Consider the following 14,622-nt stretch of genomic DNA (forward strand, 5'->3'; position numbering starts at 1 on the left):
AAATACGCGTCGCGCGCGCGAGGCCGGACACTGTAAGGGCGGGCGAAAGCGCCAACAATATGAACTGCCGTGCATAGGCCCTGCGCGAAGGCGGATCAGTCTGCTGGTATCGCCTCGTCGAGCGTCATCAGGCGACCGGATTCATGTCCGTCGTAGCCGGGCAGTGCCGCGACGGCAGCGCGGAAATCCTCGCTTTGCATGATGTCGTGCATGCCGCGTACGGCGGCAGACCGCATGGCGGATGCGTTGCAGGCGATGAAATAGCGCTCACGCGCGATCTCGATGAAGTCCAGCTTGAAGCGGTGTGCCGCGGTGCGCACACCGAAGCCGACATCGGCCATGCCGCTGGCAATGTAGGCGGCGACTGCGGCGTGCGTCAGCTCTGAATTCTGGAAGCCGCGAATGCGGTCGCTGTCCAGCCCGTGGGCGTCAAGCAGCAGGTCGAGCAGGATGCGCGTGCCCGAACCGGGCTGACGGTTCACGAAGGACACGTCCTCGCGCACCAGATCCGTCAGGCTGGTGATGTTCTTGGGATTGCCCGGCAGCACGAACAGCCCCTGCTGACGCTCGGCCAGGTGGATCAGTCGGTGCTTGCGGGGTTTGAGCCACTTGCCGTACTGCGTCCAGGCCGCGCTTTCGAACTCGCCCAACGGCACGTGAAAGCCCGCTACGTCGCAGTCTCCTCGCGCCAGCGAGGCCACCGAATCCAGGCTGCCGCGGTATTTCAGGTCCACCGGAATGTCGTGGTCGACCAGAAAGCCGCGCAGGGTCTCCACCGCAAAACCGTGGCTGGCGTTGATCCGCAGGATCTGTTCCTTGTGCTCGATGACCTTGAGCAGTTCGGCTTCGAGCTCCGAAGCCAGACTGTCGAGCGTAGGCGCCAGACGCGCGGCGATGCGCTTGTCGGCCCACAACAGCTTCTTGCCGAGCGCGGTCAGCGTAGTGCCGCGTCCGCGCGCCTTGCTCACCAGCGGGCTGCCGAACACTTCCTCGCCGGTACGGAGCAGCCCCCAGCCGTGACGATAGGACACACCCAGCTGCGCACAGGCCTGTTCGATCTGGCCCAGCTCGTCCACCACCGCCAGCAAGGACAGCAGGCCGGGCAGGGACAGTTGCGCGTCGCCATCGCGCGAGACATGCCAGGCCGGTTTGATCGTGACACTGAACTTCATGTGCAATTTATCTCATATTGAGAGGTTATTTTTCCTCTGCTAACTTGGCGGTGTAGCGATTCGGAATGGGTTCTACATCATATGTTTATTTGTGCATATGAGATCCGCACGACGAATCCAGCTTACCCCGAATCGACCGGTTATCAAGTTTTCGAGAGGTGCACATGAGTTCCGCCCAACCCGCCTGGGACCGCGACAAGGTCCTTGGCATCATCAATACGCTGAAGGACATGCCCGGCGCGCTCATGCCGATCCTGCACGGCATCCAGGACAGCATCGGCTACGTGCCCGATGACGCTGTGCCGCTGATGGCCGAGGCGCTGAACCTGTCGCGCGCCGAGGTGCACGGCACGATCACCTTCTATCACCACTTCCGCACCACCCCGCCGGGTCGGCACAAGCTTGAGATCTGCCGTGGCGAGGCCTGTCAGGCCGTGGGCGCCAACGCCCTCGTCGCGCATGCCAAGAAGACCCTGGGTGTGGACTTCCACGAAACCACCACCGATGGCGCTGTCTCGCTCGAGCAGGTGTTCTGCCTCGGCAACTGCGCCTGTTCGCCGTCGATCATGGTCGATGGGGAAGTGGTCGGTGAAGTGAGCGCGGACAACCTCGACGCCATCGTCGACAGCCTGAGGACCCGCCAATGACCGTCAAAGTCTACGTTTCCCGCGACTCCACCGCGATCTCCAAGGGCGCCGACAAGGTTGCCCGCGCTATCGCCTTCGAGGCCGCCAAGCGCGGCGCGACCATCGAACTCGTGCGCAACGGCTCGCGCGGCATGTTCTGGCTCGAGCCCATGGTCGAGGTCACCACCTCGGAAGGTCGCGTGGCCTTTGGCCCGGTCAAGCCCGAGGATGTGCCCGAGTTGTTCGAGGCCAATTTCCTGTACGGCGGCCAGCATCATCTGAACCTCGGCCTGACCGAAGAGATTCCGTACTTCGCCAAGCAGCAGCGCCTGACCTTCGCGCGTGTCGGCATCACCGATCCGGTGTCGCTGGACGACTACATCGCGCATGACGGTTACCGTGGTCTGGCCAACGCGCTGAAGATGAGCGGCGCCGACATCGTCGAGGAAGTTGCCACCTCCGGCCTGCGTGGCCGTGGCGGTGCAGCCTTCCCGACCGGCATCAAGTGGCGCACCGTGCTGGGCGCGCAAGCCGACCAGAAGTACATCGTCTGCAACGCCGACGAGGGCGACTCCGGCACCTTCTCCGACCGCATGATCATGGAAGGCGACCCCTTCGTGCTGATCGAGGGCATGACCATCGCCGGTCTGGCCGTCGGCGCCACCATGGGCTACATCTACCTGCGCTCGGAATACCCCTACGCCGAAACCGCGCTGAACGAAGCCATCGACGTCGCCAACGCGCGCGGCTATCTGGGTGCGGACATCCTCGGTTCGGGCAGGACCTTCCACCTCGAAGTGCGCCGCGGTGCCGGCGCCTACGTGTGCGGCGAGGAGACCTCGCTGTTGGAGAGCCTCGAAGGCAAGCGCGGCATGGTGCGCTTCAAGCCGCCCCTGCCGGCGCTCGAAGGCCTGTTCGGCAAGCCCACCGTGGTGAACAACGTCATCTCGCTGGCCAGCGTGCCGATCATTCTCGACCAGGGCGGCGCCAACTATCAGGAATACGGCGTCGGTCGCTCACGCGGCACGCTGCCCTTCCAGCTCGGCGGCAACGTGAAGCACGGCGGCCTCGTCGAGGCGGCCTTCGGCATGACCATCCGCGAGCTGTTGTACGACTTCGGCGGCGGCACGCGCAGCGGCCGTCCGATTCGCGCCGTGCAGATCGGCGGCCCGCTCGGCGCCTACGTGCCGGAGTCGCACTTCGACCTGCCGCTCGACTACGAAGAGCTGGCAAAGAACGACGCAATGCTCGGCCACGGCGGTCTGGTGATCTTCGACGACACCGTGGACATGGCGGGCATGGCGCGCTTCGCGATGGAGTTCTGCGCCATCGAATCCTGCGGCAAATGCACGCCTTGCCGCATCGGCTCCACGCGCGGTGCCGAGGTCATCGACAAGATCGTCGAGGGCAAGGAACGACCCAAGCAGGTCATTTTGCTGCGCGAACTGTGCGACACCATGCTCAGCGGCTCGCTGTGCGCACTGGGCGGCATGGCACCTTTCCCGGTGCTCAGCGCGCTCAACCACTTCCCTGAAGACTTCGGCGTGAGCAAGCCCGCCGGCAAGGCAGCCTGAGGAGAACCACCATGCTCTACAACCTGAACGAAATCGATTTCGGCACGCCCGCCAGCGTCTCCGAAAAGCTCGTGACGCTAACCATCGACGACGTCGAGATCTCCGTGCCGGCCGGCACCTCGGTGATGCGCGCCGCTGCTGAAGCCGGCATCAACATCCCCAAGCTGTGCGCCACCGACAGCCTTGAGCCCTTCGGCTCGTGCCGCCTGTGCCTGGTCGAGATCGAGGGCCGTCGCGGCACCCCCGCCTCGTGTACCACTCCGGTGGACGAAGGCATGGTGGTGCACACCGAGAACAAGAAGCTCGCCGACCTGCGCCGTGGCGTGATGGAGCTCTACATCTCCGACCACCCGCTGGACTGCCTGACCTGCTCGGCCAACGGCAACTGCGAGCTGCAGGACATGGCCGGCACGGTCGGCCTGCGTGAAGTGCGCTACGGCTACGAAGGTGAGAACCACCTCAAGGACACCACGGACTATTCCAACCCGTACTTCAACTACGACCCGTCCAAGTGCATCGTGTGCAACCGCTGCGTGCGTGCTTGCGAAGAAACGCAGGGCACCTTCGCGCTGACGGTGGACGGCCGAGGCTTTGAGTCGCGCATCGCGGCCAGCCAGAACGAAGACTTCATGGATTCCGAGTGCGTGTCTTGCGGCGCCTGCGTGCAGGCCTGCCCGACCGCCACGCTGATGGAAAAGAGCGTTGTCGAACTCGGCCAGGCCGAGCACAGCGTAGTCACCACCTGCGCCTATTGCGGCGTGGGCTGCTCGTTCAAGGCCGAGATGAAGGGCGAGACCGTCGTGCGCATGGTCCCCAACAAGAACGGTCAGGCCAACATGGGCCACTCCTGCGTCAAGGGCCGCTTCGCGTGGGGCTACGCCACCCACACCGACCGCATCACCAAGCCGATGATCCGCAAGAAGATCACCGATCCGTGGCAGGAAGTGTCGTGGGAAGAGGCCATCAGTTACGCCGCTTCCGAGATCAAGCGCATCCAGGGCCAGTACGGCCGTGGCGCGGTCGGCGGCATCACGTCCTCGCGCTGCACCAACGAGGAAACCTACCTCGTGCAGAAGCTGGTGCGTGCTGCCTTCGGCAACAACAATGTTGATACCTGCGCCCGCGTTTGCCACTCGCCCACCGGCTACGGCCTGAAAGTCACCATGGGTGAATCGGCCGGTACGCAGACCTTTGAATCGGTGCTGCACTCCGACGTGATCTTCGTGATCGGCGCCAACCCGACCGACGGCCACCCGGTGTTCGGCTCGATGATGAAGCGTCGCCTGCGCGCCGGTGCCAAGCTCATCGTCGCCGACCCGCGCCGCATCGACCTGGTGAAGTCCGCCCACATCAAGGCCGACTACCACCTGCAGCTGCGTCCCGGCACCAACGTGGCGCTGGTCACGTCCATGGCCCACGTCATCGTCACCGAAGGCCTGATGGACGAAGACTTCATCGCCGAGCGTTGCGACCTCGAATCGTTTGACCTGTGGAAGAAGTTTGCTGCCCGTCCCGAGAACAGCCCCGAGGCCATGGAGATGGTGACCGGCGTGCCGGCCGACGTGCTGCGCGGCGCTGCCCGCATGCTCGCCACCGGCGGCAACGCGGCCATCTACTACGGTCTGGGGGTTACCGAGCACGCACAGGGTTCGACCACCGTCATCGGCATCGCCAACCTCGCCATGGCCACCGGCAACATCGGCCGTCCGGGCGTGGGTGTGAACCCGCTGCGCGGTCAGAACAACGTGCAAGGCGCCTGCGACATGGGCTCCTTCCCGCACGAACTGCCGGGCTACCGCCACGTGTCGGACTCCTCTGCACGCGCGCTGTTCGAATCCGAATGGGGCGTCACGCTTGAAGGCGAGCCGGGCTTGCGCATCCCGAACATGTTCGACGCCGCGCTGGATGGCTCGTACAAGGCCATGTACGTGGAAGGTGAGGACATCGTTCAGTCCGACCCGGACACCCAGCACACCACGGCCGCGCTGGAACAGCTCGAGTGCCTGATCGTGCAGGACCTGTTCCTGAACGAAACCGCCAAGTACGCGCACATCTTCCTGCCGGGCGCTTCCTTCCTCGAGAAAGACGGCACCTTCACCAACGCCGAGCGCCGCATCTCGCGCGTCACCAAGGTCATGAAGCCGCTGGCCGGCTACGGCGACTGGGAAGTCACGCAGCTGCTGTCGAACGCGCTGGGTTACCCGATGAACTACCAGCACCCGTCCGAGATCATGGACGAGATCGCGCGCCTCACGCCAACCTTCCACGGCGTGTCGTTCGACCTCATCGAAAAGCTCGGTTCGGTGCAGTGGCCGTGCAACGCAGAAGCGCCGGAAGGCACGCCGACCATGCACATCGACGAGTTCGTGCGCGGCAAGGGCAAGTTTGCCCCGACCCGCTACGTGGCCACCGATGAGCGCGTGACGCAGAAATTCCCGCTGATCCTGACCACCGGCCGCATCCTGTCGCAGTACAACGTGGGCGCACAGACCCGCCGTACCGCCAACAACGCGTGGCACAGCGAAGACCGGCTGGAACTGCACCCGCACGACGCAGAAGACCGCGGCATCAAGGACGGCGACTGGGTCGGTATCCAGAGCCGTGCCGGCGAGACCGTGCTGCGCGCGACCATCACCGAGCGCATGCAACCGGGCGTGGTGTACACCACCTTCCACTTCCCGGAATCCGGCGCCAACGTGATCACCACCGACAACTCGGACTGGGCCACCAACTGCCCCGAGTACAAGGTGACCGCGGTGCAGGTGCTGCCGGTGTCGCAGCCGTCCGAGTGGCAGCAAGGCTTCCAGCGCTTCACCGAACAGCAGCTCGCGCTGCTTGAGGAAGCCCGCGCGGAAGGCGGCAAATGAGTGTGTGCAGCGCTCGCGCCGGGCAGCCCGTAGCGGTGCGCCCGTGGTCGAGCCGTCGGGTCGAACGCTGGTCCGCCGGCGGAACCACCGACGGCATCGACCAGGTCGCCGAAGAAGTCCCGGTCGCGCTGGTGTACAACGGCATCTCCCACGCGGTGATGCTGGCGTCGCCGGCCGACCTGGAAGACTTCGCGCTGGGCTTTTCGCTGTCGGAAGGCATCCTGCGCGACGCCAGCGACCTGTACGACCTCGAAGTCGAACAGCTCGGTGAAGGCATCCAGGTCGACATGCGCATCTCGGCCGAGTGCTTCATGCGTCTCAAGCAGCGCCGCCGCAACCTCACCGGCCGCACCGGTTGCGGCCTGTGCGGCGTGGAAACGCTGGAACAGGCCGTGCGCCACCCGGCGCCGGTCGCCAACACCGGCCTGCAGGTTTCGGCCGAGGCTGTGCATCGCGCCATGGGCGCCATGGCCGAAGCGCAAACCCTGCAACGCATCACCGGCGCCGTGCATGCCGCCGCCTGGGCCCGTCCCGACGGCAGCCTGCAACTCGTGCGTGAAGACGTCGGTCGCCACAACGCGCTCGACAAGCTCCTCGGCGCCATGGCGGCCGAGGGCGTCGACCACGCCAGCGGCTTCGTCGTCATCACCAGCCGCGCCAGCTACGAGATCGTGCAGAAGGCCGCCACCCGCGGCATCAGCTTCGTCGCCGCCATTTCCGCCCCCACCGGGCTGGCCGTGCGCATTGCCGAAGAAGCCGGCGTCACCCTGCTCGGCTTCACCCGCGGCCAGGGCCACGTCGCCTACTCGCACCCCGCGCGGCTCGACACAACGCAATCAGGAAACCCCGAATGAACATCCAGACCCTGATCAAGATGGCCAATCAGATCGGCACCTTCTTCGAGCCCGAAGTCGCGCTCGAAGTCGCCGCCGACGACACCGCCAACCACATCCACCGCTTTTGGGACCCGCGCATGCGTCGCGCTCTCATTGCCCACGTCGACGCCAATGGCGACGCCGAACTGCTGGCCGTCGTCGCCGCTGCGCTCACGCGTCACCGCGACATGCTGCTCGGCTCGGTCACACAGCACCTCGAGGCCGCCTGACATGAACGTCCAGACCCTCATCAAGATGGCTAACCAGATCGGCACCTTCTTCGAGCCCGAAGTCGCCATCGAAGTCGCCGCCGACGACACCGCCGGCCACATCAAGCGCTTCTGGGACCCCCGCATGCGCCACGCCCTCATCCAGCACGTCGACGCCTACGGCGACGAAGAACTGCTGCCGGTCGTAGCCGCCGCGCTGGACCGAAACCGCACTGCGCTGCTCGGAGGCAAAGCGAGCATCGACGAGGAAGAGCAGTGGAAGGGGCCTGCGGGGGGTGGGGACGCGGGTTGAAAGCCTGAGATCCTGAAATGACAAAGCCGGCGGAGACGCCGGCTTTTGCGTTTACGGTGGCTGGCAGGTCAGGCCGTGACGGGGTTTAGAAGACCCAGCCTTCTTGCTCCATGAAGCCTTCAAGATCAAGAAAATCAACACCGAAATGGGCACAAATGTTGGGTATTTTGACGGCGTTTGGCTTGAGCTTTTCCATTGTGACGACAGTCGCTCCGAGTGCTCGCGCTCGCGCCACCACGAATGCATCAGCGTTTCTGCCACCGCGGATCAGCTTCTGTTTTTCGATGTTTGCCTGAAAGTGAGCAACTGAATATATTTCAGCAACAAACGCTGCCTCCGCTGCATCTGGGACAGCAAAGAGATCTACGTTCTCCGCTGCCCACTTGGTGTCGTCACCTGGAATTCCATCGTGCAGCTCACGAAAGGCTTCGCGTGTCGAAGTGATTCGTCCGCCAGCAACCAATGCGTCAAAATTTCCCCATAGCGAGACGAAGCGTTTACGGTAGTAGTTTCTATGCAGGGCGGAAATTACATTCGTATCTAGAACGTACATTAAAGCGCCCCCCCAGCGAATTTCTCCGCGAATGCTGGAAGATTCTTCGGTTTGAGATTTAAGTACTCTGCAAGTTGATTTCGATCGAAACGCTGCTGGTGATAGCGGGAAAACGCCAAGTCAATGTATCGTTGGCCTAAATAGGCCCTGTGACTATTGTAGAAATTCCCTGAAGTAGATTTCTTTGGCTTGATCTGAGCAACCCACTCTTTGGTTGCTTCGTCATACTCGTTACGACCTACCAGTCCGCGATCTAAGAATTTTCTGTAAATGACCTCTCGGCTAACGTTGAAGCATTCAGCGAGGCCTGCAGCGACTTCTCGATCAACCTTAATGCCGTCAATCATCCTGTCAAGCACATCGTCTGGCACGAGAACACGTGCAGCTAACCCATTGCAGATGATCTCAATTTTCCTGTTTGCGCCGTCTAGCCGATCAATAAATGAGTCGTGAAAAACGTCAATTCCGCTAGTGTGGAATAGTAAGTGTCCGAGTTCATGAAACAGAGTGAATATTTGGCGAGACTTTGTTGCACTATTGTTTATATAAACAATAGGAAATTCATCTCCGTAGAGGCAAAACCCAAAGTACTCGTCTGCGTGGAATGCATCTTTGAAGACGTATACTCCGGCGCGCACCACGAAACGTTCACGCCAAGCCTCAAGAGCGTGATCAACGCCCTTCCAGCTGAACTGCTCCTCAATCGAAACGCCCAGATAATCACGAACCGCAGCAGCGATTTCGTTCAATGAGCTGTCGACGGAGAATTGCAAATCACGGGTAATTAGGCCTTCGGCACGATTCCTTTCATCGTTCAACTCAGAAAGGTTGATCTGCATAGCTTGAGCTTTTCGGAGCAGCAGCCGGACGGACCTAGGCATTGCCGCAAAATCGTCAACGCCCAAGGTGCGGAAAGATTGGGTAAGAGCGGGGAGTTGGGGAGGCTGCGGAAAGAAGAAAACAGCAACCGGTGTTTTGAACCGATCGGCCATTTCTTCTATTTGTCCGTATGTTGGGCATGCTTCGCCAGCTTCCCAAGCATTGATCTTGCCAAAGATGCGGCGGGCATCTTCAATTGAGTATCCGGCGCGCTCGCGCGCCCACCTCACTATCGCAGGATTGACCGGAATTGCTTCTTTCGCGCGCGCCATCTCATTGCCTTCGTCTCATGCTGTAATTTGTACCTGAGGATTTTCCCCGTTCAGCATAACTTGCATCTAGCTTTAACACTCACGGATCGTGAAGAGTATGCAGCCCCTTTGGGTAAGCGGGTCGTAATCGGTATCATCGTAATCGGGGTCAGGTCTTGAATCTATACCGCTTACGGACTCAGGCCGTCAGCCGCAACTCCGTATGTAGCCCAGCCCTTGCCGCCAAGGTCAGCAGCATGTCGAGACTGAAGTCTTCTACCTTGCCCTTGATGAGACGCGAGACACGAGGCTGGGTGATGCCGAGCTGACGCGCAGCCTCGGCTTGCGTCCAGCCGCGCTCTTTCAGGTGTTGCGCGGTGCGGATCATGACCTCGGCGCGCAGCTTCATCACTTCCGCCTCTGCGGCATCGAAGCCGAGATCGAGAAAGACGTTGCCGCTGCTCTCGGTGATACGGGTGTCGGTGTCGTGCATGGTTCATTCTCCAATCGACTTGTAGCGCCGGGCGGCGAGGTCGATGTCCGACTGGGGTGTTTTCTGCGTCTTCTTCTGGAAGGCATGGAGCACATAGACCGCATCCGCCAGCCTTGCCACGTAGATCACGCGGAACGCGCCGTGAATGTCCCGGTAGCGAATCTCGTACGCGCCCGCGCCGACTGCTTTCATCGGTTTGAAGTCGCGCGGCTCGCCGCCGTACTGGACGGTCATCAGTTCGATACCCAGCGCGTGCCGCACGGTAGCCGGCATGCTGCGCAGGTCTTCCAGGCTGGAGCCGACAAACCGCAGCGGCTTCATGCGGCGACTATGCCAGTACTTGCATGGCTATACAAGTACTGGCATATCGGCGCTGCGTGGCGAGAGGCTTCGCTGACGTTAGCCCAAGCCAGTCCGGCCACTGTCAGCGCCCGGCGATAAGTTGTAGATACATGGATTTTGCACCTGAGGTGATCACAGAGGGCTGATACAGCACCGCCGAGCTGCCGTCCTTCGCCTGGATGGTGAACTTGAAGACGAACGTTGAATTGCCTTTCTCGTAGAGCCAGGGGACAGCCTCTCGCGTCATTGGCAGAGGGGGCATGCGTCCCGTCCATCCTTTGCCTTTGAGCGTTGGAGTTCGGTCTTCCACCACCTTCTCCAATTCGCCGTTGGTGGTAACTACTTCGATCATCACGGATGCGAGCTCGATCGCGTTCTTGGCGGTCAAGCCGAACCCCCAAACCAGTTCGGATTCGGCCGGATTGCCCTTTTTGACCGAGGCGCTGAATCCGGCAAATTGGATCTTGTAGTGCTCGTTCTCGGCCGGTAGTGCGCCGGCTTGGGTCACAGGCAGACTGATCGTTTTGCCGCCGTCCACCTTGAAAGCCGCCTGATGCACCGGATGCCCCATGTATGTCGGTCCGGTGGCGCAGCCAGAAAGAATTGCCAGAGCCAGAACGGTGGAGAGAAAAAGCTTCATTGCTACTCCTGTAAGTGGTCAAGACCGGAAATGCGCGGTGCTGCCGGGGGCGTGCTCAGCGCATGCGCACAACAGACAGCGAGGAGTATGCCATTGGATTTTCAGGTGGGGTCTTGAAATGCTTTAGGAATACGCAAATTACCCTGTTTCGGTGCGATCGCCGCGGAAGTTGGGTGCGAGTCGCTAGTGACATCACTGCTCATTCCGCTACGAAGAACGCCCGGTCATGCGCCGTATCCCGTAGTGCGGCGACCTGCGTCCCATACATCGCCGCCAACGCCTCGGCCGTAAGTACCTCATCCGCCGCCCCGTCCGCCAGCAGCCGCCCGTCCCGTATCAGCATCGCGCGGTCGGCGTAGCGCAGGGCGTGGTTGGGGTCGTGGGTGGTGAAGATCACGCCGAGGCCCTCGCTGGCGAGGCGGCGCATTTCTCGCAGGACGCGGCCCTGGTTGCCGAAGTCGAGGCTGGCGGTGGGTTCGTCTAGCAGGATCAGGGCGGGTTCCTGGGCCAGGGCGCGGGCGACCAGCGCGAGCTGGCGCTCGCCGCCGGAGACGCGGTGCAAGGGCTGGTCGGCGAGGTGCGCGACGCCCATGCGAGAGAGGCAGGCATCGGTCACTTCACGGTCGTGGCGGGACGGGGGCGACCACAGGCGGCCGTGGGCTGTGCGGCCGAGCAGGACGATTTCGCGCACCGAGAAGCCGAAGGTGGAGGATGCGTGCTGCGGCACGTAGGCCATGCGGCGGGCGCGGTGGGTGACGGTGAGTTGGGCCAGCGGCACGTCGTCCAGCCGTACTTCGCCGGCCAGCGGGGCAATGAGGCCGAGCAGGGTCTTGAGCAGGGTGGTCTTGCCGCAGCCGTTGGGGCCGAGCAGGGCGACGACCTCGCCGGGGCGGATGGCGAAGTCGAAGCCCTCACCCACCACGCGGCGGCCGTAGCCGATGGACAGCGCGTGCGCGGCGATCATGTCCAGCTCCGGTGCGCGTGGCGCAGCAGCCAGATGAAGAAGGGCGTGCCGATGACGGCGGTGAGCAGGCCGAGCGGGATCTCCACCGGCGCCATGCTGCGCGCCAGCGTGTCGATGAGCAGCAGGAAGCCGCCGCCCAGCACCGCGCTGGCCGGTAGCAGGCGGCTGAACGACGGGCCGACCAGAAAGCGCGCAATATGCGGCACCATCAGCCCGATCCAGCCGACCACCCCGGCCAGCGCCACGCCGGCTGCGGTGACCAGCGTGGCCGCCACGACTAGTGCAATGCGCAATGCGGTGGTGGGGGCGCCCAGTGCGCGGGCTTCTTCTTCGGGCAGCGACATGACATCAATGCGGTGGCGCAGCAGCATGAGCAGCGCGCCGCCGGCCAGCACCGGCCACAGCAGCGCGGCCAGGTCGCCGGCGGTGGTGCCGGCTAGGCTGCCGAGCAGCCAGAAGGTGATGGCGGGCAACTGGTTGTAGGGGTCAGCCAGATACTTCACCAGCCCGATGCCGGCGCCGAGCAGCGAGCCGATGACCACGCCGGCCAGGATCAGCACGAGCACCGGGTCGCCCTGGCGCAGCGAACTGCCCACGGCATACACCACGCCCACCGCCAGCAGGCCGCCGGCAAAGGCCGCGGCGTGGATACCGAACACGCCGAGCGAGAAGAAGATGCCCAGCACCGCGCCCAGCGCGGCGCCGGCCGAGGCGCCGAGGATGTCGGGCGACACCAGCGGGTTGCGGAACAGGCCCTGGAAGGTGGCGCCGGCCACGGCCAGCCCGGCGCCCACCGCCAGCGCCGCGACAATGCGCGGGCCGCGGATTTGCAGCAGCACGGTCTCATTGGTGCCGGGCGGCACGTCGTCGGGGCGGGTGAGCCAGTCGCTCACGGCCTGGATGAGGTCGCCGGCGCCCAATCCATAGCGCCCCACCGACAGCGCCACCGCCACGCCCAGCGCCAGCACGCCCCACGCCGCGAGCGCACCGAAGCGCATTCAGCCGCGCCCTTCGAGCACGTCGGCGATCTGCGCGTCGCCGGGCTCGACCTGATAGAACAGCGTGTAGAACTCGCGCGTGAGCGCGGCGAGGTCTTCCGGGAAGCGCTCGGGATGCACCTTCTGGCCGAGCCAGAACAGGCCCGGCAGGCGATTGACGCTGGGCGGGAAATCCACCCAGCCGAAGGGCAGCTTGGGCGACAGATGCACGCGGCCGTTGCGCACGGCGCTGACGCCCGCCCACACGGGGTCGTGCCGCGCGGCAGCGGCGAAGTCACGGTCGATGGTGATGATGACTTCAGGGTCCCACCACAGCACTTCTTCCAGCGGCACGTTGGCCAGCCCGCCCGGCATGCGCATGCCGAAGTGGGTGAGGCCCATGAAATCCATGATCTCGACGTTGATCGAACCCGCCAGCCCGGTCTCCAGCCCGCGCGGGCCGCGGGCGTAATACACGCGCGGTTGTTCGCGCACATCGGCCAGACGCTCGCGCACCGTGGCCATGGCACGCTCGGACCACGCCGCCAGTTGCTCGGCACGCGCCTCACGGCCGGTCAGGCGGCCGAGCGCGCGGTAGGTATCGGGAATGGCTTCCAGCCGGCCGTCGAACAGCGCGTAGGGAATGCCGGTCTGGCGTTGCACGCGCTCGGCCAGGTCAATGTAGGTGCCGCGCGTGGAGCCGCTGTCGATAATCAGATCGGGCTTGAGCGCGAGCACGGTTTCGAGGTTGGCCGTGCCGCCGCGCCCGGTGAGCCGCCCCACTTCGGGCCGGTCGCCGACGCCCGGCAACAGATAGGCCAGCTCCGGCGCGCGGTTGGCGCGTGGCCAGCCGGCGAGAAGATCAGGTGCGAGGGTGTACAGCAGGATCGCGGCCGGGCCACCGGCCGGGAACACCAGCCGCACCGGCCCGCTGCGCGCCACGCGACGGCCGGCGCCGTCGGTGATTTCGACTGCGGCGGCCGCGCACCAGGGTGCCAGCGCGAGCGCGCTAACACCGGCCAGCGCGCGCCGCCGCGCGGGGTTCAACAACCCGTCAGATGGCTCCGAATCCATAGCGCTTGAACACCTCCTGCGCGGCCGGCGACAGAATGTACTCAGCCAGCGAATTGGCGGCTTCGGGTGCGCCGTCGCGTACGGTGAGGCCGTAGGTTGCGCCCACCGACAGTTCCGCCGGAATCTCGATGATCTGCAGCTTGGCCAAGTCTTTCTTGGCTGCGACGGCGTTGGTGCAGTAGGTCAGGAAGACGTCCGCCTTGCCCTCGTCCATCACCCACGCGTAGGGGTTGCGGCCTTCCGGCGCCTTGGCGGAATCCGGCCCGCCGGTGAGCTTGAGTGCCTTGGCGTCCAGCGCCTTGAACGAGCCGGCGCGCACCTTCTCGGCCTTTTCGAACAGCGCCCAGGCGTAGTCGCCGGACGGATCGGCCTTGGGTGTGGAAGTGCCCAGCTTCACGGCGGGGTCGAGCATCACTTCGAGCAGGTTTGCGCTGCTGACTTTCACTTCCGGCTGCGCCACCGCGCACAGGTTGTTGCGCGTGAATACCGTGGGTGCACTCCAGCCACCGGCGTCCGCCAGGGTTTTGGGGTGCTTCATGTTGGCGGAGGCAAAGACCTGCGCCGCCTCGCCTTTCTCGATGCGCTCGCGCAGCAGGCCGGACGGGCCAAAGCTGCCGGCAACCGCTTGGCCAGTCTTGGCCGTGAAATCCTTCGATACTTCGGTCAGCACCGCCTTCAGGCTGCCCGCGGCGAACAGCGAAACTTCGGGTTTGGCCTGGGCCAGTACAGCGCCGGAATGCAGGCAGGCGGCCAGCGCGCAGGACAGCAGTGCGGGATTCATCGTCGTCTCCGTTGGGGATAGGCGACCGATGC

Annotated in this window: 16 protein-coding genes; 6 read left to right on the forward strand and 10 right to left on the reverse strand. The window is 63.9% G+C overall.

Annotated features, from left to right (window positions below):
* Positions 1-95: 95 nt before the first annotated feature.
* Positions 96-1,172: a substrate-binding domain-containing protein gene (locus AC6H0R_RS06665; protein ID WP_497580565.1), complete on the reverse strand. Its 1,077-nt coding sequence runs from the start codon at positions 1,170-1,172 to the stop codon at positions 96-98.
* 164 nt (positions 1,173-1,336) lie between these two features.
* Here AC6H0R_RS06665 and AC6H0R_RS06670 point away from each other — a divergent pair, with 164 nt between their 5' ends.
* From AC6H0R_RS06670 to AC6H0R_RS06695, 6 genes are read left to right on the forward strand one after another with little or no spacing between them, the layout of a single operon-like run.
* A complete protein-coding gene (locus AC6H0R_RS06670; RefSeq protein WP_497580566.1) occupies positions 1,337-1,819 on the forward strand; it encodes a formate dehydrogenase subunit gamma in 483 nt (160 codons plus the stop codon).
* Positions 1,816-3,372: a formate dehydrogenase beta subunit gene (locus AC6H0R_RS06675; RefSeq protein ID WP_497580567.1), complete on the forward strand. Its 1,557-nt coding sequence runs from the start codon at positions 1,816-1,818 to the stop codon at positions 3,370-3,372. The genes AC6H0R_RS06670 and AC6H0R_RS06675 overlap by 4 nt, the downstream gene beginning before the upstream one ends.
* 11 nt (positions 3,373-3,383) lie before the next feature.
* The gene (gene fdhF / locus AC6H0R_RS06680) at positions 3,384-6,239 is read left to right on the forward strand and encodes a formate dehydrogenase subunit alpha (protein ID WP_497580568.1); all 2,856 of its coding nucleotides are present in this window, start codon (positions 3,384-3,386) and stop codon (positions 6,237-6,239) included.
* Positions 6,236-7,093, forward strand: a complete 858-nt coding sequence (gene fdhD, locus AC6H0R_RS06685) for a formate dehydrogenase accessory sulfurtransferase FdhD (protein WP_497580569.1) — start codon at positions 6,236-6,238, stop codon at positions 7,091-7,093. The genes fdhF and fdhD overlap by 4 nt, the downstream gene beginning before the upstream one ends.
* Complete coding sequence (locus AC6H0R_RS06690) at positions 7,090-7,344, forward strand: formate dehydrogenase subunit delta (protein WP_497580570.1); 255 nt, start codon at positions 7,090-7,092, stop codon at positions 7,342-7,344. The genes fdhD and AC6H0R_RS06690 overlap by 4 nt, the downstream gene beginning before the upstream one ends.
* A 1-nt stretch (position 7,345) precedes the next feature.
* A complete protein-coding gene (locus AC6H0R_RS06695) occupies positions 7,346-7,636 on the forward strand; it encodes a formate dehydrogenase subunit delta (RefSeq protein WP_497580571.1) in 291 nt (96 codons plus the stop codon).
* A gap of 85 nt (positions 7,637-7,721) precedes the next feature.
* On the opposite strand, the gene AC6H0R_RS06700 is transcribed toward AC6H0R_RS06695, so the two are convergent.
* From AC6H0R_RS06700 to AC6H0R_RS06740, 9 genes are all read right to left on the reverse strand, one after another.
* Positions 7,722-8,189, reverse strand: a complete 468-nt coding sequence (locus tag AC6H0R_RS06700) for a PIN domain-containing protein (RefSeq protein WP_497580572.1) — start codon at positions 8,187-8,189, stop codon at positions 7,722-7,724.
* Positions 8,189-9,340 carry an ImmA/IrrE family metallo-endopeptidase gene (locus tag AC6H0R_RS06705; protein WP_497580573.1) on the reverse strand — a complete coding sequence of 384 codons (1,152 nt, stop codon included), beginning with the start codon at positions 9,338-9,340 and terminating at the stop codon, positions 8,189-8,191. The genes AC6H0R_RS06700 and AC6H0R_RS06705 overlap by 1 nt, the downstream gene beginning before the upstream one ends.
* 178 nt (positions 9,341-9,518) lie before the next feature.
* Positions 9,519-9,812, reverse strand: a complete 294-nt coding sequence (locus tag AC6H0R_RS06710) for a helix-turn-helix domain-containing protein (protein ID WP_497580574.1) — start codon at positions 9,810-9,812, stop codon at positions 9,519-9,521.
* Positions 9,813-9,815: 3 nt separating this feature from the next.
* Entirely contained in the window at positions 9,816-10,133 is a 318-nt protein-coding gene (locus tag AC6H0R_RS06715; protein WP_497580575.1) for a type II toxin-antitoxin system RelE/ParE family toxin, read from the reverse strand.
* 103 nt (positions 10,134-10,236) lie between these two features.
* Positions 10,237-10,794, reverse strand: coding sequence for a hypothetical protein (locus AC6H0R_RS06720; RefSeq protein ID WP_497580576.1), 558 nt, complete (start codon positions 10,792-10,794; stop codon positions 10,237-10,239).
* Between the two features lie 199 nt (positions 10,795-10,993).
* A complete protein-coding gene (locus AC6H0R_RS06725) occupies positions 10,994-11,758 on the reverse strand; it encodes an ABC transporter ATP-binding protein (RefSeq protein WP_497580577.1) in 765 nt (254 codons plus the stop codon).
* Positions 11,755-12,756, reverse strand: a complete 1,002-nt coding sequence (locus tag AC6H0R_RS06730) for a FecCD family ABC transporter permease (RefSeq protein WP_497580578.1) — start codon at positions 12,754-12,756, stop codon at positions 11,755-11,757. Before AC6H0R_RS06730 ends, AC6H0R_RS06725 begins: the two co-directional genes overlap by 4 nt.
* A complete protein-coding gene (locus AC6H0R_RS06735) occupies positions 12,757-13,782 on the reverse strand; it encodes an iron ABC transporter substrate-binding protein (RefSeq protein ID WP_497580579.1) in 1,026 nt (341 codons plus the stop codon).
* Positions 13,783-13,789: 7 nt separating this feature from the next.
* Positions 13,790-14,590: a molybdate ABC transporter substrate-binding protein gene (locus AC6H0R_RS06740; RefSeq protein ID WP_497580580.1), complete on the reverse strand. Its 801-nt coding sequence runs from the start codon at positions 14,588-14,590 to the stop codon at positions 13,790-13,792.
* Positions 14,591-14,622 lie beyond the last annotated feature (32 nt).

The organism is Pseudazoarcus sp. NS36, assembly GCF_059703705.1.